Consider the following 24893-nt stretch of genomic DNA (forward strand, 5'->3'; position numbering starts at 1 on the left):
CGGATTCCTCCGGACGGGCCCTCAGTCGTTTCACTTCAGCAGACCGAGGTCCTTCGGGGCCGCCACCCCGTCGAAGGTCAGCAGGTGCCGCGCCGCCGTGACGGCGTACAGGTCCGGCCTGCCGTCCCCGTTGCCGTCACCGGAGCTGCCCACCACCGGGTAGTCGGCCACCGGGAAGCTCCCGATCACGGCGCCGCCGGCCGGGTCGGCGAGCGCCGAGAAGTCGTACGTGCCGTCGGTGCCGAGTACGGCCCGGTAGCTGCGCAGGGTGCCGGTGGCCTTCTCCCGGGACCAGATCAGCAGCGAGCCGTCGGCCTGCTTGCCGGGGGCGATCAGGTCGTAGCCGGACCAGGTGCCGGTGGTGCTGAGCTGCAGGACGTGCTGGGCGGAGTCGTAGTAGTCGGAGAACCAGAGGTCACCGTTCTCAACCGTGATCATGGCAGGGCGGTACGGTCCGTCCAGGGGACCGAGGACCACCAGCTGATCGACCTGGGACCAGTCCTCCGACGGATAAGCCGAGTTGTAGCGCCCCACCTCGTTCCACCCACCGGCGAAGCCGCCCTGATCCATGTTCCGGTACTCGAGGAGAGAGCCGGCACCCGGATAGTGCACGAGCAGGTCATCCATCGGTGCATGGGCCCCGTCGGAGCCACGGTGGGCCAGCTGTGCACCCGTCCAGCCCGTCGACCTGGCCGCGCGGGCGGCGGGCACGACCGAACTCGGGGTGGTGTCGTGTGCCGCCGCGCTGATGATCTGCAGGTTGCCCGCCGAATCCGGCAGCAGGATGTCCGGCACTCCGTCGCCGTCCACGTCGCCCAGGGTGTTCGGCGGATTGGGGTTCGACCGCGCGTAGAAGGTGTAGCTCACGGGGGACGACACGTTGCCCGCGTTGTCCACCGCCTGGACCTTGAGTGTGTTCGTACCCCAGTCGGTCGGGCGGATCTGGAGCGTCGCGCTGCCGTCCGGACCGGCCATCACCGCGTCGGTGTCCTGGCAGGTGCCGCCCACACTCAGGGTGCCCTGGAGGACGTAGTGGTAGCAGGCGATACCCGAGGCGCGGCCGGTGGCCGGGGCGGGGTCGGCGGCGGTGAAGGTGAAGCTGCCGTACTGGCCCGCGTACTTGCCGGACGGGCCGTCGGCGGGGAAGTCGGTGGAGCTGACCACCGCACTGCCCGGGGCCGTGGTGTCGACCCGGAAGCTGCACCAAGGCGTCGGCTTGCCCGTGGCGTGGGCGGTGAGGGCCTGGGCCTGCCAGGCGAAGGTGCGGCCGTCCGCCAGGTTGCCCGGCTTGATGCTCGCAGCTCCGTCGGCCACCGGGGCGGTGGTCTTCACGGCCTGCCCGGTGCGCTCGTCGCGCACGGAGAAGCGCGCGGTGGCGGCGTCCTGGGACTGCACCCCGACGGCCAGGGTGACGTCCTTGGACCCCACCCAGCCCGGCGTCTCCCCCGGCTCGCAGCCCTGGGTGTGCAGACCGGTCGCGGCGAAGCCCGGGACGGGCGCCGCCTTCGGATCACTCACCACCGGCACGGGCGCCGCCGCACTCGCGACCGGCGCACCGATCACCCCGGCCGACAGCGCGACGACGGCGGCCGAGGCCAGCAGAACAGAAGAACGTGGCACGAGCACTCCCACCCCTGAGAACTGACGGTGCGTACGCGATGTGCGTACGGCGTGAAGATCCTGGCAGGGCCCGAGCCCGTGGGGCAATCGCTTTTGCAGCGACCGGCGCCGTTTACAGGACCTGCCGCTGCACGGTCAAACCGGCCTGCGCCCAATCCTCGAAATGCTGTGACCTGCGCCACACGGACACCCCGGGCATCGTCCTCCGGGGCGGCAAATGCGCTGGTCGGCACGGATCGCAGTCGCGATCTAACACAGTGTTAGAAACTGATCGGCGGATCAGGTCAACAAACCCTCGTTCCCGAACGGTACCCATGACGAGCCCCGCTGGGGCTCCGGTGCACCGCGCGGTGCACCGGTCACCACCGTCAAGAAGGGGGGAGCCGTGCGTCAGATCCCTCTGCAGCACGACCCGGTCGGAGCCCTCGGCCCGCAGTTCGCGGTGTTCTTCGAGGAGCAGCACCGGCGCTGGCTGCCTTTCGCGCTCGACCGCCTGGGCAACAAGGCCGACGCCCAGGACGCCGTGCAGAACACGGGAGCCAAGCTGTTCGAGAAGTGGGACGTGGCTCTGGGGCTCCCGAGCCCGGAGGCGATCCAGGCCTTCGCGTGGAAGATCCTCCGGGACGAGATCGCGAACCTCCATCGCAGCCGTCGGCGCCAGGACGAGAAGGCCGTCCACCTCGCGCGCCAGCCGCGACCGGACACGACCGGTCACGAGGCGATGGACCAGTTAGTCGAGCTCGACGCGCTGCGCTGGGCGATCGACGAGCTCGCCAAGACCCACCCGGTGCAGGCCGAGGTGGTCCGGCTGCGCCGCCACGAGATGGACTACGCGCAGATCGGGGCGGTGCTGGACATCGCGCAGAGCACCGCCAAGACCTATTACAGCCTCGCCACCCGCCACCTGGAGCACCTGCTCACCACCCTCCAGGACGACGAACAACAGGGGAACTGAGCCATGGACATCCACAAGCTGCTGAAGCGTCAGGCCGACGACCTGGAGCAGGAGTTCGAACAGCATGATCCGGTGGAGTTCACCCGTCAGCTCGCCGAGCGCATCATGGCCGGGGAGCGATCGACCGCCACCCGCCCCACCCTCCGAGCCGAGCGGCCCCCGGCGGCCCCCCGGGCGGCCTCGAACAGTCCCTCGCCGACGGTCCGCGCCCCGGCGGCTCGGCAGCAACCGGATCTGACCGCGATCGCAGGCCGGGAGGATCTCCACCGGGACCTCCACCGCGACCTGGTGCAGTTGTGCACGGCTGTGGTGGGCGAGGCGTCGCCGCAAGCCTTGGACGACTTCATCCTGGGAGGGCACGTGGAGTCGGCCACCGTGGTGGGGTGCCTGATGTACTGGCTGGGCCACCCCGTCTCGGCGGAGCTGTGGTGGGGCGTGGCCGCCGGAGCCGAGGACCCGCTGGCGGCCCACTTCCTGGCCATCCACTACACCGCGACCGGCCGCGCCGACCGCGCCGGGCTCTGGCGCACCCGGGCCCGGGACACGGAGGTCGGCCTCGACCGGCTGCCGCACAGTCAGACCTCCAGGCCGGCGGCGGCGCCCGAGGAGGTGGAGCAGGCCTTCACCGAGCAGCTCGTGGACGTCGCCGAGGAGGCCGTCCTCGACATCGCTTCCTCCTGGCCACGGGCCGCCGGCACTCCCGGTGCCTCCGGCTGGGCCTCGGACGTCCGGGTCGTACGTGCCCGAGGCCGCTCGGTCCGGAGCCGCCCACTGCCCGAGCCACCGCTGTTCCAGGAGCTTCAGGGATGGGCGCCGGTACCCAGAACGACGCACAACCGCTCCGGCGGTTGAGGCTTCCGAGGTCCGGTGACTACCGGGCCGCCGGGCGGGCGGCGCGCAGTCCTCGGATGCCGACCGTACCGACCAGAGCGCCGAGGACGAAGGAGGTGACGGCGAGGGCCAGGTGGACCCAGAAGAAGGCGGTGGGGTGGGAGTGGTCACCGCCCGTGAAGGCCTGGTGGCCGGAGTCCCTCCACAGGTTCTTCACGAAAGTGGTCCAGATGATCAGGGACCACACGCCGAACGCGGTGAGGAACCAGGAGGTGCGGCGGCTGAGTTTCATGGGGCAGTCCTCGGTGGAGCGGGCACAGTGGTCGGCCTCCAGTATGCGCAGTAGGCCGGACGGGCCAAGCGGGGGCACTCGTGCGGGGGACGGTACCGGCGCGGCAGTCGGGCGGGGGGCCGGTGCGGGTACGTTCCGTCGGTGCTGAAGGCAAGTGGTCTCGTTCTTCGCTGCGGCGCCGTGGCCGCGGCGGTCTCGCTCTGCTGTGCGGCGGCCCCGGGTGAGGGGCCGCCGCCCGTGGCGGTCGGCGGGCAACGGCTCGGGCAGGCCGGGGTGCAGGTCGCCCCGCTGGCCGGGGCGCCCGCGCTGCCCACCGGCCTGACCGGCCAGTCCTGGCTGGTGGCCGACGCCGCGACCGGTGAGGTGCTGGCCGCGTACAACGCCCATCTGAAACTGCCCCCGGCGAGCACCCTGAAGATGCTCTTCGCCGACACCGTGCTGCCGAAGTTCGACCGCGCCACCGTGCACCACGTGGCCCCGGCCGAGCTCACCGGGCTCGGGCAGGGCAGCAGCCTGGTCGGCATCAAGGAGGACCTGGACTACCGGGTCGAGGACCTCTGGCGCGGGGTCTTCCTCTCCTCCGGCAACGACGCCGTGCACGTGCTCGCCCACATGAACGGCGGCATCGAGCAGACCGTCGCCCAGATGCAGGCCCGGGCCGACTCCCTCCAGGCCCGGGACACCCACGTGGTGTCGCCCGACGGCTACGACACCGACGGGCAGGTCTCCTCGGCGTACGACCTCACGCTGTTCGCCCGGGCCGGGATGCGCAACGCCGACTTCCGGGCCTACTGCGGCACGCGGGACGCGCAGTTCCCCGGCGCCCTGGACAAGGCCACCGGGCAGCGGAGCAGCTTCGGCATCGCCAACACCGACCGGCTGCTGGGCAGTTACCCGGGGCTGATCGGGGTCAAGAACGGCTACACCACCAACGCCGGATCCACCTTCACCGGCGCCGCCGTCCGGAACGGACGGTCCCTGCTGGTGACGGTGATGCACCCCGACTCGTACATGAAGGTCTACGAGGAGACGGCGGCCCTGCTCGACTGGGGCTTCGCGGCGGCCGGGCACATCCAGGCCGTGGGCCTGCTGGCGGAGGACACCGCCGCTGCCGCCACCCCGGCGCCGGCGGCCGCCGCGGCCGGTGGCGGGAAGCCCTCCCCCGCCGTGCCGGCCGTCGCCCACCCGGCGGCGGCCCAGGCCGCGGTCGAGGGCAGCAGCACCGGAGCGATGGCCTGGTGGGGCACCGCCGTCGCAGGCGTGGCCCTGCTGGCGGCCGGCCTGCGGCTGCGGGCCCGCCGCCGCCAACGCCGCCGCCAACGCCGCCGGCGGGCCGTACCCGCCCTGTCCGTGCCGGAGAACGGCCCGGTGGGAGCCACGGCCGTGCGACGGCGCTAGCGCAGCGGCCCCCGGGGAGCAGTGCCCCCGGAGGGACGTGGTTCAGCCCCTGCGGGCGGCGAGGGTGCGGCGGATGGCGCGGGTGGCCACCGGGGGGAGCAGGTCGAGGGCGAGGCGGCGGGCGGCGGAGCGCTGGGGGCGCGGGGCCGCGGCGGGGGCCGGAGTGGGCTGCGGGGCGGGGGACTTGGCCGGCTCGGTCCAGGTGATGCGGTGGACGGTGCCGCCCGCGATCACGTCCTCGCTGATCTTGTAGCCCTCGGCGACGGGCCAGCCCTTGGCGAGGAAGTCCGCCTTGGCGGCCTCCGCGTCGCCCCAGGTGCCGTAGAACTTCTCCGGCGTCAGGCAGACCGGCTTCAGCCCGGCGTCCGCCACGGCCTCCCAGACGGCGGCCGCGACCCCGGGGGTGTGGAGCGAACGGTAGTCGTCGAGCACGACCAGGCCGTCCTTGGCCAGGGCGTCCCGGGCCACCCGGATGTCACCGCTGACGTGCTCGTACAGGTGCGAGGCGTCGATGTGCACGAAGCGGCAGCTGCCCGCCGGGATCCGCCCGTCGGCGAGCACCGAGGTCGGGGCCTGGATGACGGTCGGCAGCTCTTCGTGGAAGGCCAGGTAGTTGGTCTCGAAGGCCTTGCGGGTGAGCGTCTTGCGGTAGGACATCTCCATCTCGGCCGAGTTCTCCTCGTCCGGAGCGTCCGAGTCGAAGAGGTCGCAGATGGTGAAGGACTCGCCCTCGCGCAGGTGCCGGCCCAGGAGGATGGCGCTCCGGCCGAGGTAGGTGCCGAGTTCGAGGATGTTGCCGGTCACGCCGTTCTCGGTCTGCCGGTCGAGGAACCAGCTGAAGACGTCCTGGTCGACTTTCCAGAACCAGCCGGGGACGTCGTCGGGGGTGCGCGGAACAGCGGGAGTGGAGCTGGTCACGGGCTATCTCCAAGGGAAGCGCCCGACAGGGGTAGGGGCGCTGGTGCCGTGATCCTAGTCACTTCCGCCCTCGTTGGGCAGGGGGTCAAGGTCCTTGGCGAGAACCGCCCTGGCCTGGTCGGCCTCCCGGCGGCGGGCCGCGGCCGGGTCCGCCAAGGCCGTCCAGGAGACGCAGTACATCAGCAGGCGGCTGACGAAGTTGATCCACAGCAGCAGCGCGATCGGCGTGCCGAAGGCGCCGTAGATGTTCTTGGTCGCCACCGAGCCGAGGTACGAGGAGAGCAGGATCTTCAGCACTTCGAAGCCCACCGCCCCGATCAGCGCCCCGCCCAGCACCTCCCGCCGGGGCTGGCCGGCGATCCGGGGGAAGGGCGCCAGCAGGTACGCGAAGAGGGCGGTGTCGGCGAGGACGGCGATCAGGTAGCTTGCCGCGCCCAGCAGGTAGCGGCCGGCCGTGCCGCCCACGCCGATCGCGTCGGCCAGCCGGTGGGCGAGCTGGGTGGCCACGGCCGAGGCGCCGAGCGAGACGGCGGTGACCAGGCCGAGGCCGCCGAGCACCACGCAGTCCCAGCCCTTGCGCAGCACCGGGTTGCCGTCCTCCTCGGGCAGCCGCCAGACGTCCCGGATCGAGCCGCGCATGGTGTCGACCCAGCCGAGGCCGGAGAGCAGCAGCAGTACGCCGCTGATCGCCCCGACCGTGCCGGCGTTGTCGATCAGGCCGGGGAGGTTGAGCGAGTCGGACAGCCCCGGCAGCTGATCGGAGATCTTGGTCTGCAGCCGGTGCACCTGGGAGCCGTTGAGGGTGGCCACGGCCACCGCCAGGGCGACGGTGAGCAGCGGGAAGAGCGCCAGGAAGCCGAAGAAGGTGACGGCCCCGGCCAGCCGGTTGCCCTTGGCGTCCGTGAAGTGCGCGTAGGTGCGCCAGGCCCGGGTGGCCAGGAGCCACCGGACGAGCGGGCCGATCACCGGCAGCTTGGCCAGTCTCTCCACGGGCACTCCGAATCCGACCGGCCAGACGGCCGCGAGCAGGCTCACCCCACCTTGTATAGCGGCGCCCGGCCCGCTCAGCCCCGGCGACGCGCCCGGCGGACGGCCCCGGTCAGGATGGGCGGCATCAGGTCGGCGGCGACCCGGCGGGCCACGGCGACGGGGCGGCGGGCGGCCGCGGCGGCGGACCGGCGGGCGGCCAGCTCCTCGGCGGCCCGCTCGGCGCTGCGCAGGGTCTCCTGCTGGGCGAGGCGGTCGTGGTGCCGGGAGACGGGGAAGTCGACCACCGGGTCGGGCTCGCCGCCGAGCCGGAGCACCCGGTGCCCGGCGATGGTGTCGATGTGGGTGCGGCAGCCGGGGGCGCCGCCGGAGGTGCGCAGCAGCTCCTCCTGGAAGGGCTTCGGGTCTCCCCAGGTGCCGTAGAACTTGCACTCGGTGAGGCAGATCGGGTTGAGCCCGCCGTTCAGCACGGCCTCCCAGGTGGCGGCGGCCACGCCCGGGGTGTGGGCGGAGCGGTAGTCGTCCATCACCAGGACGCCCTGCGGCTGGAGGGCGGCCCGGGCCACCAGGATGTCCCCGGCGACGTGCTCGTACAGGTGCGAGGCGTCGACGTGCACGAAGCGGCAGCTGCCTGCCCGGACCCGGCCGTCGGCGAGCACCGAGGTCGGGGCCTGGATGATGGTGGGCAGCTCGTCGTGGAAGGCCAGGTAGTTGGCCTCGAAGGCCTCCCGGGTGAGGGTCTTGCGGTAGGACATCGCCATCTCGGCCGAGTTGTCCTCGTCGGGCGCGTCGGAGTCGAAGAGGTCGCAGATGGTGAAGTGCTCGCCGTCGGCGAGGTGACGGGCCATCACGATGGCGCTGCGGCCGAGGTAGGCGCCGAGCTCGAGGAGGTCGCCGCGGACCCCGGAGCGGGCCTGGCGGTCGAGGAACCACTCGAAGGCGTGCCGGTCCAGGTCCCAGAACCAGCCGGGGACGTCGGCGAGGACGGCGGGTTCGACCGGGGCGGCGGGGGCGATGGTCATGCGGGTGCTCCTTCGGGTGGTGCGGCGGGCCGTCGAGAGCACGACCCGTCATGCGGAACGACCCGGCCCGGTTCCGGGTAGCGCCACGCAGGAGCGAAGGCGCCGCCCGTCCGGTTGACCGGCCGGCCTCAGGGGGACGGGCGGCCGCAGTACGCGGGCCAGTCCGGAGCCGGGACGTTGCCGCACCAGAGCGCGGTGATCACGCTGTCCACCGGCTTCCAGTACCCGCGCGGGGCGCCGCAGTTGTGGTCCGGGGCGTAGGTCGGGCAGCTGCCGTCGGCGCGCTGGAGGGTCTGCGCGTGCCAGGCGTCCATGCCCATGGTGTGCTGCTTCGGATCGGTCGGCAGGTAGCGGTTGGCGGACCAGGAGGCGCCCATCACGCCGAACAGGGCCAGGCCGCAGAGCCCGCCGGCCGCCAGCCGGCGCCCCAGGGAGCCGGAGGGGCGCAGCTTCCGCGCCGCCGTCAGCCGGCGCCAGGCGCTCCCGGCCGCACCGGAGAGCAGCTGCGCCGCGAGCACGGTGAGGGCGATCAGGCAGTAGAGGATCAGCCAGGTGGTGCGCGGGTAGAGCATCACCGCCTGGTCGCGCTCCATGTGCCCGGCGAACCAGAACCGCAGCACCCAGGCGCCGCCCAGGCAGCCCAGCGCGGCCACCACGGCGGGCCGGCGCAGCCCGAGCGCGAGGGCGAGCGCGAAGCCGGCCACCACCAGGAGTGAGAAGACGCTCTGCCCGGCCAGCTCCCCCGGCGGCGGCCAGGCCCAGGAAGGCAGCCAGACGGAGTGGTCGTAGCGCCAGCCCATCACGTACGCCGGGTCCACGTACACGTCGAAGTACGCGTAGCGGTCGACGGTGGTGGCGCCGTGCTCGACGAACTTGAGCAGCAGCGGGGCGCCGACGGCGCCGAAGGCGAGCCCGGCGGCGCCGAGCAGGGCGGCCGCCCTGGCCAGCGCGGCGCGGCCCCGGCGCCAGGGGGTCAGCGCGAGCACGGCGATCAGGGTGCCGGGGGCGGCCCAGACGAACCAGCCCGAGTACGTGAGGAAGAGCAGCGCGAGCACCGCGCCGAGGGCCGCGCCGCGCAGCACCGCCGAGCGCAGACCGCCGGCCGGTCTCCGCCGCAGGTCGGCGCTGCGGGCGAGCTCGGTGAGCAGGCGGCCGAGCAGCGGCACCAGGCAGACCATCACCAGGTGGCTGTACGGGCGGATCGGATCGAGGAAGAGCAGCGCGGCGGGCAGGGCGATCGCCAGGGCCCAGACCGGGCGCAGCAGCAGCCGCCAGGCGAGGTAGGCGAGCGGGCCGAACACGGCGCTGAACAGCAGCTGCAGGTCCTTGAGGGCGAAGCCGACGGCCCGCTGGGTGTGGTAGCCGTACTTGGTCCACTCGGCGAGCAGCCAGACGAAGCCGGGCGGGTAGAGGTCGGGCAGCCCCTCGCCGCGCAGGTACGCGACGGCGTAGTTCAGCAGGGTGCCCGGGTCGCCGTCCTGGCCGCCGAGGCCCCAGGGGGTGCCGCGCAGGGCGACGGCGATGCCGCCCGCGACGATACCGGTCCCCAGGCCGGCGACGGCGGCGCAGCCGAGCCGCAGCAGCAGCCGGTAGTGCCGGGCGCCGGAGCGGTACGCGGCGTACAGGACGACGGCGAAGACCGGCAGGGCGATCAGGGCGGCCCGGAACTGGAGCTTGGCCAGCCCGCTGACCTGGCCGATCCGGACCATCGGGTCCACGTCGATGTTCCGGGCCCAGAGCATGAAGCCCACGCCGACGGCGAGGGCCACGGCGGCCTCGGCGGCGCCGGCCAGCAGCCGGCGGCCTCGGCGGCGCAGCGGGGCGCGGGTCGGCGGTGGGTCGGTGCGGAGGTCCCGGGTCACCTCGGGTGCCTCGGTGGCCACGTCCGGCATGGGCGGTTCGCTTCCGTAGCGTGTGGGAGGTCGGCCGGGGCTCATGGGGACAGGCCTCCGGCACTGCCCGTAACGCGGCCCGGGCCGCCCCGGTCACGCCCTGGTCAACCCGCCACCGCGAGTGTCACCCTCGGGAGAGCTCGGTGATGGTCGGACGGCCCTGCGGGTCGTAGCCGACCAGGGAGACGGCGAGGCGCTCGGTGCCCCGGAGGCGGACGGTCTCGGCGGCCGCGACGGGGTCGCTGAGGTAGACGTGGACGGGGACGGCCGAGGCCTTGGCGTAGTCGACGATCTCCTGGGGCGTGCGGCGCCAGCGGCCCCAGATCCAGCCGCGCCAGGAGCGGCCGTTGTCCCGGTTGAGCACGCCGACCCAGAGGCTGCCCTCCAGGAAGCGGGGATCCTCCTTGGCGTGCGGCTCGGTCAGCACCACCGCCGCGTGGTCGTCCGGCACCGGGCGGCTGGCGGCGATGGCGGTGACCAGTTCGGCGCTGGCGGGCGCGGCCTGCCGCCCGGCCCGGTAGAGGGCGCCGTAGCTGCCCTCCCAGCCGCCGCCGGTCCAGTCCGGCTGGGAGTTGAGCACCAGCGCGCCCGCCGCCGCGGCCGTGACCAGCACCGCCCAGGGCGCGGTGGGCCGCAGCATCCCGAGCAGCGGGCCGAGCGCGGCCGCGGCGGCCAGCGCGGCGAGCACCACCACCGGGTGGAGCAGCTTCTCGTAGTAGTACGAAGTCTGGCCCGCAGTGGCGACCTGATAGATCATCAGCACCACGGCGACCGCACCCACCGCGGCGAGGGCTGCCAGTGCCGTCCGCCGGGAGGCGTTGCGGCGGGCGGCCCGGGTGAGCAGGCCGAGCACGGCGAACGCGGCCAGCGGCAGCAGCAGGTGCCGGGAGACGGCGACCACGCTGCCGGGGATCGCCAGTACGGCGGTGGAGTGGGCCTGCTTCCAGTTGGCCAGCACCGGCAGGGCCGCCCCGGTGCCGGTGAGCAGCGCGGCGGCGAGCAGCACCGTCGGGCCGGGCAGGCGGCGGCGCTGGGCGGCCAGCCAGACCAGCAGCAGCGGCCCGGTCGCCGCCAGCAGCAGGTAGTACGAGAAGGAGATGCCGACGGTCAGCGCGCCGAGCAGCAGCACCTGCTCGCCCGGGCGGGCCAGCGGACGGATCACCAGCGCGGCCAGCACGGCGAGCAGGGTCAGGCCGAACAGCTCGCTCTCGAAGCCCATCACGACGATGGGGGTGGCCTCGACCGCCACCAGGTAGGCGGCCACCACGGTGCCGAGCGGCAGCACGCCCCAGCGGCCCAGCAGCGGGCCGGCCACCCGGCGGGCGGCCCAGACCACGGCGGCGACGAAGGCGGTCAGCACGCCGGCCACCAGGAAGATGAAGAGGTTGAGACCGGTGGTGGCGCTGGTCGGCGGGTGGCCGTCGAAGGCGAACTCGGTGAGCACCGCGAGGGTGAGGTGGCTGCCCTGGGGGTAGCTCTGGAAGCCGTCCTGGAGGGTGACGGCGGCCTCGGCGCGGTGGAAGACCAGGTAACCCTGGAAGCGGATGATGCTGTCGTACAGCGCGAAGTGCCGGGCCAGGTCCTCGCCGTAGTAGATCCGGGCGAAGCGGCCGGTGAAGTCGGCGTGCAGCAGCGGCTGGAAGTAGAACAGGCCGGTGGCGGCGATCGGGACCATCAGCAGGGCGTCGCCCAGGCGCGGGCGGGGGAGCTCGAGGTGGCCGCGCAGCAGGAGGGCCGCCGCGAGGGGGACGGCGGTGGCCTCGCCGATCGCGACGGGGTGCAGGCCCCAGGGCCAGCGGCTGGCGAGGACGCCGAGGAGGCAGAGCCAGCCGGTCAGGAGGCCCGCGGCGCAGGCGAGGCGGTCGAGCGGGCCCAGGCGGGAGCGGAACTGGGCGGCGGCGGCGAGGACCAGGACGGCGAGGGTGGCGAGGTCGGCGTGGGCGAGGTGGAGGACGGGCGGCGCGGCGAGCAGGCCGAGAGCCCCTGCGAAACGGAGTTGCATGTGGAGGGGCGATCTCGTGCGGGGACAGCAACGGTCTGCGCAACGAGAGCCCGCCGGGGAGGTTACGGGCCTGGGGCAGGGTCCTACGAGAGTGCAGGGTTGCTCGCGCCGTTCCCCGCGCCCCTGGACAGTGCAACGCGCCCCTGGAGAACAAGAACTAGCCGCGGAGCGCCTTGCGGGTCCGGGCCAGGGCGCGGACGCCCTGGTAGGTCAGGTAGCGGCCGTGGCTGAGGAGTTCGGTGCGCAGGCCCTTGACGCCGGGGCCGGGGCGGTACTCGGCGGGGCGCAGGCGGGCGCAGTGTTCGGCGGCGCGGCGGAAGTACTCGCGGCGGTCGCCGGGCGGGATGCGGCCGGGCTTGCTGACCACGGTGTTGAGGTGGTGGACCATGCGGCCGTAGACCACCGGGCGCCAGCGGCCGAGCTCGGGGTGCTGGTCGAGGAAGGCGAAGACCAGGTCGTACTGGGCGAAGACGTCGAAGTGCTTGCGGCTGGCGGTGGCGAGTATGTTGCCGCCCTCCTCGCGCTGGCGGTAGTGCACGCCGACCCGGTCGAGCACGGTCATTCGCGAGGCGGAGAGCAGCGCCGGGAAGGTCCAGGGGGTGTCCTCGTAGTACCCGGCGGGGAAGGTGAGGCCCTGGGCGTCGATGAAGTCGCGGCGGTAGGCCTTGTTCCAGACCACCATCAGCAGGTCGAGCAGGTCGGGGCGCTGGTCGAGCGCGAAGACGTCCGGGCCGGGGCGGGCGAAGATCGGGGCGGAGTTGCTGCGGACGACCCGGCCGTCGGCGTAGGTGCGGGCGTAGTCGTAGACCAGGATCTCCGGCTCCGCGCAGGCGGTCAGCCGGTCCTGGACGTCGGCCAGCAGACCGGGGGTGAAGGTGTCGTCGCTGTCCAGGAAGATCACGTAGTCACCGGTGGCCTCGGCCAGCCCGGCGTTGCGCGCCCGGCCGAGGCCGACGTTGGCGGGCAGGTGGAGCACCGTGATGCGGGAGTCCCTGGCGGCGTACTCGTCCAGAATGGCGCCGCAGCGGTCTGGTGACCGGTCGTCAACCGCGATCAGCTCGAAGTCCGGGCAGGACTGGGCGAGCACCGAGTCGAGGCACTCGGCCAGGTACTCCTGTACCTGGTACACCGGGACGATCACGCTGAAGCGGGGCATTTGCGACTCATTCTAGGGGGACGCACAGTCGCCGGAGATCACGGGGAATCCGGCGCCGCTGACGGTCGCGGCCTGACCGGCCAGGGCGCAGACTAGCCCGCCCGACGGCTCCTACGCACTCCCACCCCCGGGCGGTTTCCCGGTCAACGAGCCGATCGGCGCCCGGTCACCGGCGTCGTACCATCGGGTGACCTCGGCAGCGGCGCGGCCCCCGGCGGCTCTACGCTCCCTTGCAGCTAGTCACCAGCAGCCCCGTTCCCGCAGCTTGGAGAGGCCCGCCATGCCCGAAGCTTCCGACCCGAAGGCCACCCCGACCGGCGGGGCCACCGCCGACGCCTCGTACACGGAGCGGCTGGTGACCCTGGAGCAGTCCGGGATCAAGCGCCTGCTGCCGACCCAGGCCCCCTACCGGTGGAACCTGAAGCGGCTGCAGCTCGGCCGGGTGCTGGACGTGGGCTGCGGGGTGGGCCGCAACCTGCAGAACTGCGACCCCGGCAGCGTCGGGGTGGACCACAACGAGACCTCGGTGGCCACCGCCCGGGCCCGCGGGCTGATCGCGTACACCGCCGACGAGTTCGAGGCCGACCCGGAGCTGAGCCGGCCGGGCGCGTTCGACTCGATGCTGGTCGCGCACGTACTGGAGCACCTGGACCTCGAGACCTGCGAGCAGCTCCTCAAGAGCTACCTGCCGAGCATCCGCTCCGGCGGCAAGGTCGTGCTGATCACCCCGCAGGCGGCGGGCTACCGCTCGGACCCGACCCACGTCCGGTTCGTCGACTTCGATGGCCTGCGGGAGTACGCCGAGCGGGCCGGTCTCCGGGTCGACCGCAGCTATTCGTTCCCCCTTCCCGAGGCCGCGGGGAAGGTGTTCAAGTACAACGAGTACGTCCTGGTGGGCATCGTCCCCTGACCTTCGGCGGTCCGAGGCCGGGCCGGAGTCGGCGGGTACTATCGCGGTGCATCTATGCCCGGTTCGTCCCACCGACCCGGGCACGGACCGGCCGTACTTCCCCCGATGAAAGGCCCGCGCACCCGATGGCCCCCCGCCTCTCCGTCGTCGTCCCGATCTACAACGTCGAGCGTTACCTGGAGGAGTGCCTGGACTCCATCGCCGCCCAGACCTTCGACGACCTCGAATGCGTCATGGTCGACGACGGCTCCAAGGACGGCAGCGCGGCCATCGCCAAGGCCTACGCCGCGAAGGACTCCCGGTTCCGGCTCGTCCAGAAGAAGAACGCGGGCCTCGGCGCGGCCCGCAACACCGGCTACGAGCACATCGACCCGGACAGTGAGTTCCTGGCCTTCGTCGACAGTGACGACACCCTGCCGCCCAGCGCCTACGAGCTGATGATCGGCACCCTGGACGAGACCGGCTCGGACTTCTGCACCGGCAACGTGCTGCGCTTCCGGGCCGTCGGGTACTACCCCTCGGGCGGCCACCGCAAGCCGTTCAAGGAGACCAGGCTGGGGACCCACGTCACCGAGATCCCGGCGCTGATCACCGACCGGACGGCCTGGAACAAGGTCTACCGCCGGAGCTTCTTCGACGCCGCGGGCATCCTGTACCCCGAGGGCATCCTGTACGAGGACGCCCCGGTCAGCGTGCCGCACCACTTCCTGGCCAAGAGCGTGGACGTGCTCTCCGAGCCGATCTACCACTGGCGCGAGCGCGAGGTCGGCGAGATGTCGATCACGCAGATGAAGACCAACCCGAAGACCGTGATCGACCGGGTCAAGTCGATGGAGCTGGTCCGCGCCTGGCTGCAGGCCCAGGAGGACCCGAAGTACAAGAAGCACCTGGACTTCTACGACGAGAACAACCTCGTCGAGGAGATCCCGATGTTCTTCTGGCCGATCATCGAGGACGACGCGGCCTACAACGCGGCCTACCAGGAGTCGGTCAGCCGCCTGCTGCGCGCGATCGGCCCGGCGCAGATCCGCAAGCTGCGCGCCCCGCTGCGGCTCAAGTACCACCTGACGCTGGCGAACCGGATGGACGAGTTCGTCGAGCAGATGCGCTTCGAGAAGGACAGCAACGGCGCCGCCCCCGCGCGCGGCCTGCTGCGCCCGTACGCCGACTACCCGTTCCTGCGCGGCGGCCGCAAGAGCGTTCCCGCCGACGTGCTGCGCCTGGACAACGCGCTGGTGATGCGCAGCCGCCTGTACGAGTCGGCCTGGGTGGACGGCAAGCTGCAGCTCACCGGGCACGCCTTCCCCGAGCACCTGGGCGCCGAGCACCGGCGCGACATGGTCAAGGTGCTGGTGCTGCGCGAGGCCAAGGGCCGCCGGGTGCTCGCCGTGCCGACCAAGGCGATGTACAGCCCCGAGGCCACCGCCAGTTCTCCCCACGATCTCTACAACTGCGACTGGGCCGGCTTCAGCGTCGCCATCGACCCCAAGCGCTTCAAGCACCGCGGGCAGTGGAAGGACGGCTCCTGGCGGGTGCTGATCGCCGGCATCGGCAAGGGCGGCGTCTACAAGGGCCGGATCTCCGGCGGCTGGAGCGACACCGCCGAGAGCCTGCCGGTGCACTGGGTGGACGAGGACGTCCGAGTTGTCCCGTGGCTCAAGGACAGCCACGTCTACCTGCGGGTCGAGAAGATCCGGGTCCGGGCCCTCGAGGTGGGTTTCGACAACGGCTGGGTCACCGTGGCCGGCACCGCCGCCTCCGGCGCCGACCTGGCCGGGGCCCGGCTGCGGCTCAAGCACGTGGAGTCCGACCGCGACCTGACCTTCCCGGTCGAGCTCGGCACGCCCGCCGGCCGGGCGGTCCCCTTCACCGCGACCTTCCCGGTCAGCGAGCTCACCACCGTCCGCGAGGCCTGGGACGCGCTCGACCCGGCCGCCGAGGAGCGCCTGCGGGACCGCTGGGACACCGAGCTGCTGCTCGCCGACGGCGTCACCGCCCCGCTGGTGATAGACGACCGGCGCGCGCCCGGGCAGCTCGACGCGCCCTTCCCCGGTGCGCAGCGCGCGCTCTTCTCCAAGCCCTCCCCCAGCGGGTACCTGCAGTTCGTCGACCAGGTGCTGCAGCCGGTGATCGAGGAGATCAGCACCGCCAAGGACGGCGACGGCTTCCTGCTCAGCGGCAGCTTCCCGCTGCCCGGCACCCACCGGTACGAGCTGGTGATCCGCCACAACTGGCGCGAGGAGGAGCACCACTACCCGGTCGAGATCACCGAGGGCCGCTTCCGCGCCGCGCTGCCCGCCGTGCCCACCGCCTCCTTCGCCGGGCGGGTGCCGCTGCACAAGGGCACCTGGGAGGTCACCTTCCGCCCGGCCGGCGCCGAGGCCGGCTCGCTCTGGCCGCAGGCCCTGCTGGCCTCCTCCTGCCACACCGCCCTGCCGGTCGAGGTCGAGGGCCGGGGCAAGCGGATCGCCCTGGAGCGCCGCGGCTTCGACACCCTCTCGCTCGAGGCGCACTCGGTGCTGCTGCCCGAGGAGCGCAGCGGCTACCGCCAGCGCAAGCTGCGCGGCGAGTACCCCGGCATGCAGCAGCGCCCGCTGACCGACACGGTGCTCTACATCGCCGCGCTCGGCACCCAGTACGCGGGCTCGCCGCGCGCCGTGCACCAGGAGCTGGTCGGCCGCGGCCTGCCGCTGCGCCACCTGTGGACCACCGACGACGCCCAGGCCGACCTGCCGGACACCGCCGAGGCGGTCCGCCAGTGGGGCCCCGAGTGGTTCGAGGCGCTGGCCACCGCCAAGTACGTCGTCACCAGCACCCACCTGCCCGAGTTCTTCACCCGCCGCCCGGGCCAGACCGTGCTGCAGACCTGGCACGGCACCCCGCTCAAGCGGATCGGCCACGATTTCGAGAAGGTCTGGTTCGTCGACGGCGACTACCTCAAGCACCTGGAGCGGGAGGTGCCGCAGTGGAGCCTGCTGGTCTCCGGCAACACCTTCTCCACCCCGGTGCTGCGGCGGGCCTTCAAGTACGAGGGCGAGATCGTCGAGGCCGGCTACCCGCGCAACGACGTGCTGTTCGCCGCCGACCGGGAGAAGACCGCCGAGCAGGTCCGCGAGCGGCTCGGGCTGCCCGAGGGCAAGAAGGTGGTGCTCTACGCGCCGACCTTCCGCGAGGACCGGCAGCGTCCGCACGGCGGCTACCAGCTCGACCTGCGGCTCGACCTGGACGCCGCCAAGACGGCGCTGGGCGAGGACCAGGTGCTGCTGGTGCGGGCCCACGAGGTGATGTGCGGGCAGATCCCCGGCGCCGGCAACGGCTACGTCTGGGACGTCTCCACCTACCCCGACATGGCCGACCTGCTGCTGGTCGCGGACGTGCTCGTCACCGACTACTCCTCGGCGATGTTCGACTTCGCGAACACCGGGCGTCCGATGCTCTTCTTCACCTACGACCTGGAGCACTACCGCGACGACCTGCGCGGCTTCACCTTCGACTTCGAGGCGCAGGCCCCCGGCCCGCTGCTCGCCACCTCTCAGGCCCTGGTGGCGGCCCTCGGCCGGGTGGACGAGCACGCCGCGGAGCACGCCGACCGCTACGCGGCCTTCCGCGAGGCGTACTGCGACCTGGACGACGGCAACGCCTCGGCACGCGTCGTGGACGCACTGCTCAAGGGGTGACGACCGGTTGCCCGACCCGGGGGTGCCCCCGGGTCGGGCAACTGAACGGTTGACCAGGGGGTATCCACAGGTGTGAGATGTCACCCGCAGTCCGCGCGGGCGTCGAGCGCCGTCCCCCACGGCTCCCCCCGTCGGCGCCGCCGGGCTGCCGGCCGCCACGGCCGCACTGCTGCCACGGAGGTCCGTCCCCGATGCCTGCTTCCGCCACTGCCGACGCGGTCTCCACCTCCCGCGTGCCGGAGCAGGCCGACCACCGCACCGAGGCCGCCCAGCCCCCCACCTTCGCCGCCCGCACCCTCCGCTGGACGGACCAGGGCCTGGAGATCACCGGCTTCGCCCACTTCGGCGACCGCGACACCACCTGGCTGAGCAGCGGTTTCACCGCCGTCACCGCCACCCCGCTGGGCAAGGGCGACCGGAGACCGGTGAAGTTCCGCACCCGCCACCAGAACCACGCCGAGGCCACCGAGGCCAGCGGCCAGACCACCTTCGACCACGACTGGGGCGCCTTCACGGCCGTGCTGGCCCCGGCCCGGCTTCAGCAGGGCGGCCGCTGGCAGAACGGCGACTGGCTGGTGGAGGCGGCGCTGCGCTCCGGCCGCGCCCGCGAGCAGGGGGCGCTGAGCCAGTACTGGTGCGGCTCCGGCGAGTACCCGCTGTCGCACTGGGTGGGCCAGCAGCACCGGATCCTGCCGTTCTTCGAGGACGGCGGACTGCGCCTTCGGGTGGAGCGGGTGCCCGCCCGGTTGACCGGCGCCACCCGGACGGATGACGCCCTCACCCTGGTCATCGCGGCGGACAACCTGCCCGAGGGCAGCCAGTTGCGGCTGCGGCACCGGCAGTCCCCCACCGAGCTGAGCGTGCCGCTGGGCGTCGGCCCGGGCGGCCACACCGCCAGGCTGCCGTTCGCGCCCTTCGTCATCGACGGCGACGGCCCGCACGAGATGGAGCACTGGGACGTCGACCTGCTGCGCCCGGACGGCTCCACCGTCCGCCCGGTGCTCGACGACCGCACCGGCCCGCTGGCCGCCCAGCACCTGCTGGCGGCCCCCGGCCAGGTGCTCTACCTCAAGCAGCTCGCCGACGGCTACCCGCAGTTCTGCGTGCAGACCGGCACCGCCTTCCTGACCGGGATCGCCGCCGAGGGCGACGCCTTCCGCCTCACCGGCACCGCCCCGCTGCCCGGCGAGGGCCCGCTGGAGCTGGTGCTGCGGCACAGCAACGGCACCGGCGAGGTGCGCCACCCCGTCGAGCGCGGCGAGCGCCTCGACGTCCTGCTGCCGGCCGTGGCGGTCGGCTCGGACGGCACCGCCCGGCCGCTGCTCAAGGGCATCTGGGAGTTCCGGCTGCGCCCGGTGGGCCGCCCCGAGGAGGAGCAGCCGCTGATCGTGGCCCCGCAGGCGCTGGGCACGCTGCCGGTCTCCGTCGAGGCGGGCGGCACGGCCACCGGCCGCAAGAAGCTGCTGCTCGAGCGCCGCTGGCACGACACCCTGATTCTCGACTCCACCCCGGTGCTCAGCCCCGCCGAGCGCAACGCCTACGCCCAGGAGCGGCTGCGCGACCTCGCCTACCCGGCGGCCCGGAAGAAGCCGCTGCGCGAGGCCGTGCTGTACGACGTCTTCAACGGCCGGGGCTACGCCGACTCCCCCCGGGCCGTCCACGCCGAGCTGGTGCGGCGCGGCGCCCCGCTGGAGCACCTGTGGGTGGTGGACGACGCCCAGGCCGAGGTGCCCGAGGGCGTCCGCCCGGTGCGGTACTTCTCCCCCGAGTGGTACGAGGCGCTGGCCACCTGCCGGTACCTGGTCGGCAACACGCACTTCCCGGACTTCATCGAGCGCCGCGAGGGCCAGGTGGTCGTGCAGACCTGGCACGGCTCACTGCTCAAGCGGATCGCCCACGACGTGGAGAGCTCCTGGCTGGCCGACGCCGGCTACCTGGCCGCGCTCGACCGCGAGTCGCCGCACTGGAGCCTGCTGGTCTCCCCTAGCGCCTTCGCCACCCCGATCCTGCGCCGGGCCTTCCGCTACCAGGGCGAGATCCTCGAATCCGGCTACCCGCGCTGCGACGTGCTGGCCCGCGGCGAGGGCGCCGAGGCCGTCCGCGCGCGGCTCGGCGTGCCGGCGGACAAGAAGATCGTGCTGTACGCGCCGACCTGGCGCGAGGACCAGCAGCGCGAGAACGGCGACGGCTACCAGCTGGGCCTGGCCCTGGACGTGGCCGCCGCCCGGGCCGCCCTCGGCGAGGACCACGTCCTGCTGGTGCGCTCGCACTCGCACGTGCGCGAGCCGCTGGCCGGGGCCGGGGACGGCTTCCTGTACGACGTCGCCGACTACCCCGACGTGCAGGAGCTGCTGCTCGCCGCCGACGTGCTGGTGACCGACTACTCCTCGATCATGTTCGACTTCGCCGTCACCGGCCGCCCGATCCTGTTCTTCACCTACGACCTGGACCACTACCGGGACGACCTGCGCGGCTTCTACTTCGACCTCGAAGCCGAGGCCCCCGGCCCGCTGCTGCGCACCTCCGCCGAGCTGGTCGACGCCCTGCGCCGCCTCCCGGCCGTCACCGCCGAACACGCCGAGGCCTACCGGCGCTTCCGAGCCGCCCACTGCGCCCTCGACGACGGCGGCGCCTCGGCCCGGGTGGTCGACCGGATGCTGGCCCTCTGAACACGGCCCGGCACCACAGCCCCTGTAGGGTGAGCAGCCATGACCGCACTACTCGACAGCCCGACCCTCCAGCGCTCGGGCCTGGCCCGGCACGCCCGTAGGGTGCCCGGCCGGTGGCGGCTGCCGCTCGCGGTCGGGGTCGGGGTGCAGCTGGTGCTGCTGCTCTGGTGGGCGGCCTTCTACCCCGGGCTGACCAGCTACGACTCGGCCGCCTACGTGAACCAGGTGACCACCGGGTACTGGAGCTCCGAGCACTCGGTGCTCTACAACGTGCTGGTCTGGCTGGCGCTGCACGTGCCCGGCAAGCTCGCCGTGCTGACCCTGGCCCAGACGGTGCTCACCTCGGTGACGCTCGCCTACACCTGCGTCGCGCTGCGCGCGCTCGGCGCGCGGGCCCGCTGGCTGGTGCCGATCGCGCTGCTGGTGGCGGCCGCGCCGCCGTCCGGCGCCTTCGTGGTCTACATCTGGAAGGACGTGCCGTTCACCCTGTGCTCGGTGCTCACCTTCGCCGCTTCGGTGCGGCTGGTCGCCCGCAAGGCCGGGCGGCTCGACTGGTGGGTGCTCGCGCTCTCGATGACCGGCATGGGCCTGTTCCGCAACAACGGGCTCGGGGTGGCGCTGATCGCGGGCGTCGCGCTGGTGCTCGCGCTGCGCGGCCGGCGGCTGGTGCTCACCGTGATCACGCTCTTCGCGGTCGGCTTCTCGCTGCTGTGCCAGCTGGTGCTCTACCCCGCGATGGGCATCAAGCAGCCCGCCGCGAGCTCGGTCTACTCGCTCAACTACCACGACGTGGCCGTGGCCTACGCGCACCAGCCCGACCTGTTCACGGACGCCGACCGGGCCGTGCTGGCGCAGGTCAGCCCGCTGGAGCAGTGGACCAACGGCGGCAACAACTGCTACGTCTCCGACCAGCTGGTGCTGGCCTGGAACTTCGACCGCAACGCCGCCGAGCGGGTCAACACCCAGCTGATGGACATGTGGACCAGGGTCCTGAAGGAGCGGCCGGACCTGATCATGCAGGCCCGGATCTGCCGCGGCCACATCGCGTGGTCGCCCTTCCCCGGCCCGGCCGACAAGCGCGGCTACACCTGGATCGCCGACCCGGCGCCCACCCCGGAGAACCTCTACCTGCTGGCCGCCCCCGGCACCCCGATGGCCTCCAACCCCGCCCGCTTCGCGCTGTACAGCCACCCGGTCTCCTACAAGCTCCGGCACGCGGCGCAGTTCTGGTACAACCTCGCCAAGACCCCGCAGCTGGACTGGCTGCTCTTCCGTGGCGTGACCTGGTGCTACATCGGCTACGCCGCGCTGTTCCTCTACGCCAAGCGGCGGAACCTGCGGGCGGTCTACGCCCTCGGCGGCGTCCTGATCGGCTTCCAGCTCACCGTCCTGGCGGCCAACCCGGCCCCGCTGTACCGGTACATGGTCGGCCCGTTCTTCATCGCGCCGTTCCTGCTGACCCTCATCCCGGCCAGCCGCACCTCTTCGGCAGACGAGTAACCATTCAGGGGCGCGGGGAACTGCGCTGCCAACCATGCACGGCCTGTCGCCTACCGCTTCGCGCACGCAGTTAATGAGCAGAGCCCCGCGCCCCTGAAGGGCTAAGCCTGGGCTAAGCCCCGAAGGGGTAGCTGCGGCAGGGGCGCCAGACCTCGTCGGGGCCGAAGCGGGAGAGGCTGAAGCCGGGGACGGCGAAGGCGGCGTGGAAGGCGCGGGTCTCGCAGTAGGCGGTGTCCAGGGCCGCCTCCGGGAGGCCGTGGGCGACCGTGACGTGCGGGTGGTACGGGAAGGCCAGCTCGCGGGCGAGGGGGCCGCTGCGGACGGCGGCCTCCAGGGCGCGGCACTCGTGGGCGCCCTCCTCGACCCGGACGAAGACCACCGGGGAGACGGGCCGGAAGGTGCCGCTGCCCTGCAGGAGCATGCGGAAGGGCCGGTGGCCGGCCGCGACGGCCGTCAGGTGGGCCTCGATCTCGGGCAGCCGCCCGGCCGCCACCTCGGTGGGCGGCAGCAGGGTGACGTGGGTGGGTATCGAGCGGGCGAGCGGGTCACCGAAACCGGCCCGGGCGTCCTGGATGGCCTGGCCGTACGGCTCCGGGACGGTGATGGACACGCCGATGGTGACGGCCTCGGGCAGGCCGCCACCAACCACGTTCGCCACTGTCATCGCTGCGGTCAGCGCTTCGGCGGGAGGAAGCCGATGCGGTCGTAGACCGTGGCCAGCGTCTCGGCCGCCACCTCGCGGGCCTTGTCGGCGCCGAGCCCGAGGACGCGGTCCAGCTCGGCCGGGTCGTCCAGGTAGGTCCTGGTGCGCTCCTGGAAGGGGCCGACCCACTCGGAGAACAGCTCGGCCAGCTCGGTCTTGAGCGCGCCGTACATCTTGCCCTCGAAGTGCTCGACCAGCTGGTCGACCGACTGCCCGCTGAGCGCGGAGTGGATGCGCAGCAGGTTGGAGACGCCGGCCTTGTTCTCCTCGTCGTAGGAGACCACGGTGCCGGTGTCGGTGACGGCGCTCTTGAACTTCTTCGCGCTGACCTTGGGCTCGTCGAGCAGGCTGACCAGGCCCTTGGGCGAGGAGGCCGACTTGCTCATCTTGATCGTCGGGTCCTGCAGGTCCATGATCTTGGCCGTCTCCTTGAGGATGTACGGCTTCGGCACGGTGAAGGTGGGCTCGTAGCGGGTGTTGAACCGCTCCGCGAGGTCGCGGGTGAGCTCGACGTGCTGGCGCTGGTCCTCGCCGACCGGCACGGCGTCGGCCTGGTAGAGCAGGATGTCGGCGATCTGCAGGATCGGGTAGGTGAACAGGCCGACCGTGGTGCGGTCGCTGCCCTGCTTGGCGGACTTGTCCTTGAACTGGGTCATCCGGGAGGCCTCGCCGAAGCCGGTGAGGCAGTTCATCACCCAGCCGAGCTGCGCGTGCTCGGGCACGTGCGACTGGATGAAGAGGGTGCAGCGCTCGGGGTCGAGTCCGGCGCCGAGCAGCTGGGCGGCGGAGATCCGGGTGTTGGCCCGCAGCGTCGCCGGGTCCTGCTCGACGGTGATGGCGTGCAGGTCGACCACCATGTAGAAGGCGTCGTTCGACTCCTGCAGGTCCACCCACTGGCGCACCGCGCCCAGGTAGTTCCCCAGGTGGAACGAGCCCGAGGTGGGCTGGATGCCGGAGAGCACCCGGGGACGGCTCTCCGTCGGACCGCTGACCGCTGCGTTGACCATGGGCGCCATTGTTCCAGCTTCACGGAGTCTTCAGGAAACCTCTTCCGAGGGAGCCTGGGCCGGTGTGACGGCACTCACTCTGATCCGCTCGATCCGGCGGCCGTCCAGGCGGGCCACGGTGAGCCGTACGCCGTCCTCGGTGGCCACGCTGTCCCCCGCCTTCGGCAGCCGGCCCAGCGCGCTGACCACGTAACCCGCGACCGTCTCGTACGGCCCTTCGGGGAGGGTCACCCCGGTCTCGCCGGTGAAGTCGGCCAGGTTGAGCAGGCCGTCCAGCTCCACGCCGCCGCCGGCCAGGCGGCGGGTGGCGGTGGTGTCCTGGGCGTCGTACTCGTCCCGGATCTCGCCGATCACCTCCTCGACCAGGTCCTCCAGGGTGACGATCCCGGCGGTGCCGCCGTACTCGTCCACGATCATCGCCAGGTGGTGGCCCTCGCGGCGCATCTCGCCCATCGCCTCGAGCACCCGCTTGGTGGCGGGCAGCAGCTTGACCGGGCGGGCCAGCTCCCGCACCCGCACCGCCGAGCCGCCGCGCGCGCCGTACAGGTCGCGGACGTGCACGAAGCCGACCACGGCGTCGTAGGAGCCCTCGACCACGGGGTAGCGGGAGTGCGGGGAGCTGCTGGTCTCCTCGCGGACGTCGCCCACCAGCTGGTCGGCGTCCAGGAAGGTGACCTCGGTGCGGGGCACCATCACCTCGCGCAGCTGGCGCTCCCCGGCCGCGAAGACGTCGTTGATCAGGGCCCGCTCGTCACTGCCCAGCTCGGTGTTGGCGGCGACCAGGCCGCGCAGCTCCTCGGAGCTCATGGTGCCGCGGCCGGCCGTCGGGTCACCGCCGAACAGGCGCACGCACAGGTTGGTGGAGTGGCCGAGCAGCCAGATCGCCGGGCGCAGCACCACCGACATCACGTCCACCACGGGGGCGGCGAGCACCGCGATGGAGTCGGCGCGCTGCAGGCCGATCCGCTTGGGGGTGAGCTCGCCGAGCACCAGCGAGACGTAGGAGATCACCAGGGTCAGCCCGACCAGCGCGACGGCGTCCGAGACGCCCTCCGAGAGGCCCATCCGGACGAACACGGGGGCCAGCTTGCCGGCCAGCGTGTCGGCGCCGAAGGCGGCCGACAGGAAGCCCATGCAGGTCACCCCGACCTGCACCGCGGCCAGGAACCGGTTCGGGTCCGCCGCCAGGTGCGCGGCCCGGGTGGCGCCCCGCGTGCCACGCGCCTCCAGCGTGCGGATCTGCCCCTCCCGGAGCGAGATCAGCGAGATCTCGGCGACGTTGAAGAGCCCGCCGAGCAGGATGAAGACCAGGACGAGGGCGGCGTCCCCGAGGGTTTCGTTCACGGGCGCAGAG

General features: G+C 72.6%; 18 protein-coding genes. 7 read left to right on the plus strand and 11 right to left on the minus strand.

The annotated features are described in order from the left end of the window. Positions 1–30: 30 nt before the first annotated feature. Complete coding sequence (locus ABT095_RS08885; protein WP_350528621.1) at positions 31–1620, minus strand: hypothetical protein; 1590 nt, start codon at positions 1618–1620, stop codon at positions 31–33. A gap of 385 nt (positions 1621–2005) precedes the next feature. Here ABT095_RS08885 and ABT095_RS08890 point away from each other — a divergent pair, with 385 nt between their 5' ends. Beyond that, positions 2006–2575, plus strand: coding sequence for an RNA polymerase sigma factor (locus tag ABT095_RS08890; protein WP_350528622.1), 570 nt, complete (start codon positions 2006–2008; stop codon positions 2573–2575). A 3-nt stretch (positions 2576–2578) separates the two neighbouring features. Continuing rightward, positions 2579–3427: a hypothetical protein gene (locus ABT095_RS08895; RefSeq protein WP_350528623.1), complete on the plus strand. Its 849-nt coding sequence runs from the start codon at positions 2579–2581 to the stop codon at positions 3425–3427. A gap of 19 nt (positions 3428–3446) precedes the next feature. Here the strand turns inward: ABT095_RS08895 and ABT095_RS08900 are convergent, their stop codons facing one another. Next, on the minus strand, positions 3447–3698 hold the full coding sequence (locus ABT095_RS08900) for an SCO4848 family membrane protein (protein WP_350528624.1): 252 nt from the start codon (positions 3696–3698) through the stop codon (positions 3447–3449). Between the two features lie 141 nt (positions 3699–3839). Between ABT095_RS08900 and ABT095_RS08905 the strand changes: the two genes are divergently transcribed. Beyond that, on the plus strand, positions 3840–5096 hold the full coding sequence (locus tag ABT095_RS08905) for a D-alanyl-D-alanine carboxypeptidase family protein (protein WP_502884839.1): 1257 nt from the start codon (positions 3840–3842) through the stop codon (positions 5094–5096). Between the two features lie 42 nt (positions 5097–5138). Here the strand turns inward: ABT095_RS08905 and ABT095_RS08910 are convergent, their stop codons facing one another. The 6 genes from ABT095_RS08910 to ABT095_RS08935 form a co-directional block, all read right to left on the minus strand. Beyond that, positions 5139–6014 (minus strand): class I SAM-dependent methyltransferase, encoded by an 876-nt coding sequence (locus ABT095_RS08910; protein WP_350528625.1) that lies wholly within the window; start codon positions 6012–6014, stop codon positions 5139–5141. A gap of 54 nt (positions 6015–6068) precedes the next feature. Continuing rightward, positions 6069–7049 carry a YihY/virulence factor BrkB family protein gene (locus ABT095_RS08915; RefSeq protein WP_350528626.1) on the minus strand — a complete coding sequence of 327 codons (981 nt, stop codon included), beginning with the start codon at positions 7047–7049 and terminating at the stop codon, positions 6069–6071. Between the two features lie 29 nt (positions 7050–7078). Further along, entirely contained in the window at positions 7079–8023 is a 945-nt protein-coding gene (locus ABT095_RS08920; protein WP_350528627.1) for a class I SAM-dependent methyltransferase, read from the minus strand. Positions 8024–8151: 128 nt separating this feature from the next. Next, positions 8152–9915 (minus strand): hypothetical protein, encoded by a 1764-nt coding sequence (locus ABT095_RS08925; protein ID WP_350528628.1) that lies wholly within the window; start codon positions 9913–9915, stop codon positions 8152–8154. Between the two features lie 124 nt (positions 9916–10039). After that, positions 10040–11917 (minus strand): hypothetical protein, encoded by a 1878-nt coding sequence (locus ABT095_RS08930; RefSeq protein WP_350528629.1) that lies wholly within the window; start codon positions 11915–11917, stop codon positions 10040–10042. A 157-nt stretch (positions 11918–12074) separates the two neighbouring features. After that, complete coding sequence (locus ABT095_RS08935; protein ID WP_350528630.1) at positions 12075–13073, minus strand: glycosyltransferase family 2 protein; 999 nt, start codon at positions 13071–13073, stop codon at positions 12075–12077. A 280-nt stretch (positions 13074–13353) separates the two neighbouring features. Here ABT095_RS08935 and ABT095_RS08940 point away from each other — a divergent pair, with 280 nt between their 5' ends. From ABT095_RS08940 to ABT095_RS08955, 4 genes are all read left to right on the plus strand, one after another. Then, positions 13354–13983, plus strand: a complete 630-nt coding sequence (locus tag ABT095_RS08940) for a class I SAM-dependent methyltransferase (RefSeq protein ID WP_350528631.1) — start codon at positions 13354–13356, stop codon at positions 13981–13983. A 125-nt stretch (positions 13984–14108) separates the two neighbouring features. Further along, complete coding sequence (locus ABT095_RS08945) at positions 14109–17660, plus strand: bifunctional glycosyltransferase/CDP-glycerol:glycerophosphate glycerophosphotransferase (protein ID WP_350528632.1); 3552 nt, start codon at positions 14109–14111, stop codon at positions 17658–17660. A 191-nt stretch (positions 17661–17851) separates the two neighbouring features. Then, the gene (locus tag ABT095_RS08950; protein ID WP_350528633.1) at positions 17852–20329 is read left to right on the plus strand and encodes a CDP-glycerol glycerophosphotransferase family protein; all 2478 of its coding nucleotides are present in this window, start codon (positions 17852–17854) and stop codon (positions 20327–20329) included. A gap of 39 nt (positions 20330–20368) precedes the next feature. Then, positions 20369–21829, plus strand: a complete 1461-nt coding sequence (locus tag ABT095_RS08955; RefSeq protein ID WP_350528634.1) for a hypothetical protein — start codon at positions 20369–20371, stop codon at positions 21827–21829. 112 nt (positions 21830–21941) lie between these two features. Here the strand turns inward: ABT095_RS08955 and ABT095_RS08960 are convergent, their stop codons facing one another. From ABT095_RS08960 to ABT095_RS08970, 3 genes are read right to left on the minus strand one after another with little or no spacing between them, the layout of a single operon-like run. Beyond that, positions 21942–22493 (minus strand): 2'-5' RNA ligase family protein, encoded by a 552-nt coding sequence (locus ABT095_RS08960; RefSeq protein ID WP_350528635.1) that lies wholly within the window; start codon positions 22491–22493, stop codon positions 21942–21944. An 8-nt stretch (positions 22494–22501) separates the two neighbouring features. Beyond that, on the minus strand, positions 22502–23539 hold the full coding sequence (gene trpS, locus ABT095_RS08965; RefSeq protein ID WP_350528636.1) for a tryptophan--tRNA ligase: 1038 nt from the start codon (positions 23537–23539) through the stop codon (positions 22502–22504). 30 nt (positions 23540–23569) lie between these two features. Continuing rightward, positions 23570–24883 (minus strand): hemolysin family protein, encoded by a 1314-nt coding sequence (locus ABT095_RS08970; protein WP_350528637.1) that lies wholly within the window; start codon positions 24881–24883, stop codon positions 23570–23572. Positions 24884–24893: the final 10 nt, after the last annotated feature.

The sequence above is a fragment of the Kitasatospora sp. NPDC002227 genome (assembly GCF_040296285.1).
Taxonomy (GTDB): Bacteria; Actinomycetota; Actinomycetes; order Streptomycetales; family Streptomycetaceae; genus Kitasatospora.

What these genes read in the sequence shown, in the direction of transcription:
- ABT095_RS08895 (WP_350528623.1), top strand. Translation starts at nt 2,579, where the DNA reads ATGGACATCCACAAGCTGCTGAAGCGTCAGGCCGACGACCTGGAGCAG.
- ABT095_RS08900 (WP_350528624.1), bottom strand. Translation starts at nt 3,698, where the DNA reads ATGAAACTCAGCCGCCGCACCTCCTGGTTCCTCACCGCGTTCGGCGTG.
- ABT095_RS08920 (WP_350528627.1), bottom strand. Translation starts at nt 8,023, where the DNA reads ATGACCATCGCCCCCGCCGCCCCGGTCGAACCCGCCGTCCTCGCCGAC.
- ABT095_RS08925 (WP_350528628.1), bottom strand. Translation starts at nt 9,915, where the DNA reads ATGCCGGACGTGGCCACCGAGGCACCCGAGGTGACCCGGGACCTCCGC.
- ABT095_RS08930 (WP_350528629.1), bottom strand. Translation starts at nt 11,917, where the DNA reads ATGCAACTCCGTTTCGCAGGGGCTCTCGGCCTGCTCGCCGCGCCGCCC.
- ABT095_RS08935 (WP_350528630.1), bottom strand. Translation starts at nt 13,073, where the DNA reads ATGCCCCGCTTCAGCGTGATCGTCCCGGTGTACCAGGTACAGGAGTAC.
- ABT095_RS08940 (WP_350528631.1), top strand. Translation starts at nt 13,354, where the DNA reads ATGCCCGAAGCTTCCGACCCGAAGGCCACCCCGACCGGCGGGGCCACC.
- ABT095_RS08945 (WP_350528632.1), top strand. Translation starts at nt 14,109, where the DNA reads ATGGCCCCCCGCCTCTCCGTCGTCGTCCCGATCTACAACGTCGAGCGT.
- ABT095_RS08950 (WP_350528633.1), top strand. Translation starts at nt 17,852, where the DNA reads ATGCCTGCTTCCGCCACTGCCGACGCGGTCTCCACCTCCCGCGTGCCG.
- ABT095_RS08955 (WP_350528634.1), top strand. Translation starts at nt 20,369, where the DNA reads ATGACCGCACTACTCGACAGCCCGACCCTCCAGCGCTCGGGCCTGGCC.
- ABT095_RS08960 (WP_350528635.1), bottom strand. Translation starts at nt 22,493, where the DNA reads ATGACAGTGGCGAACGTGGTTGGTGGCGGCCTGCCCGAGGCCGTCACC.
- trpS (WP_350528636.1), bottom strand. Translation starts at nt 23,539, where the DNA reads ATGGTCAACGCAGCGGTCAGCGGTCCGACGGAGAGCCGTCCCCGGGTG.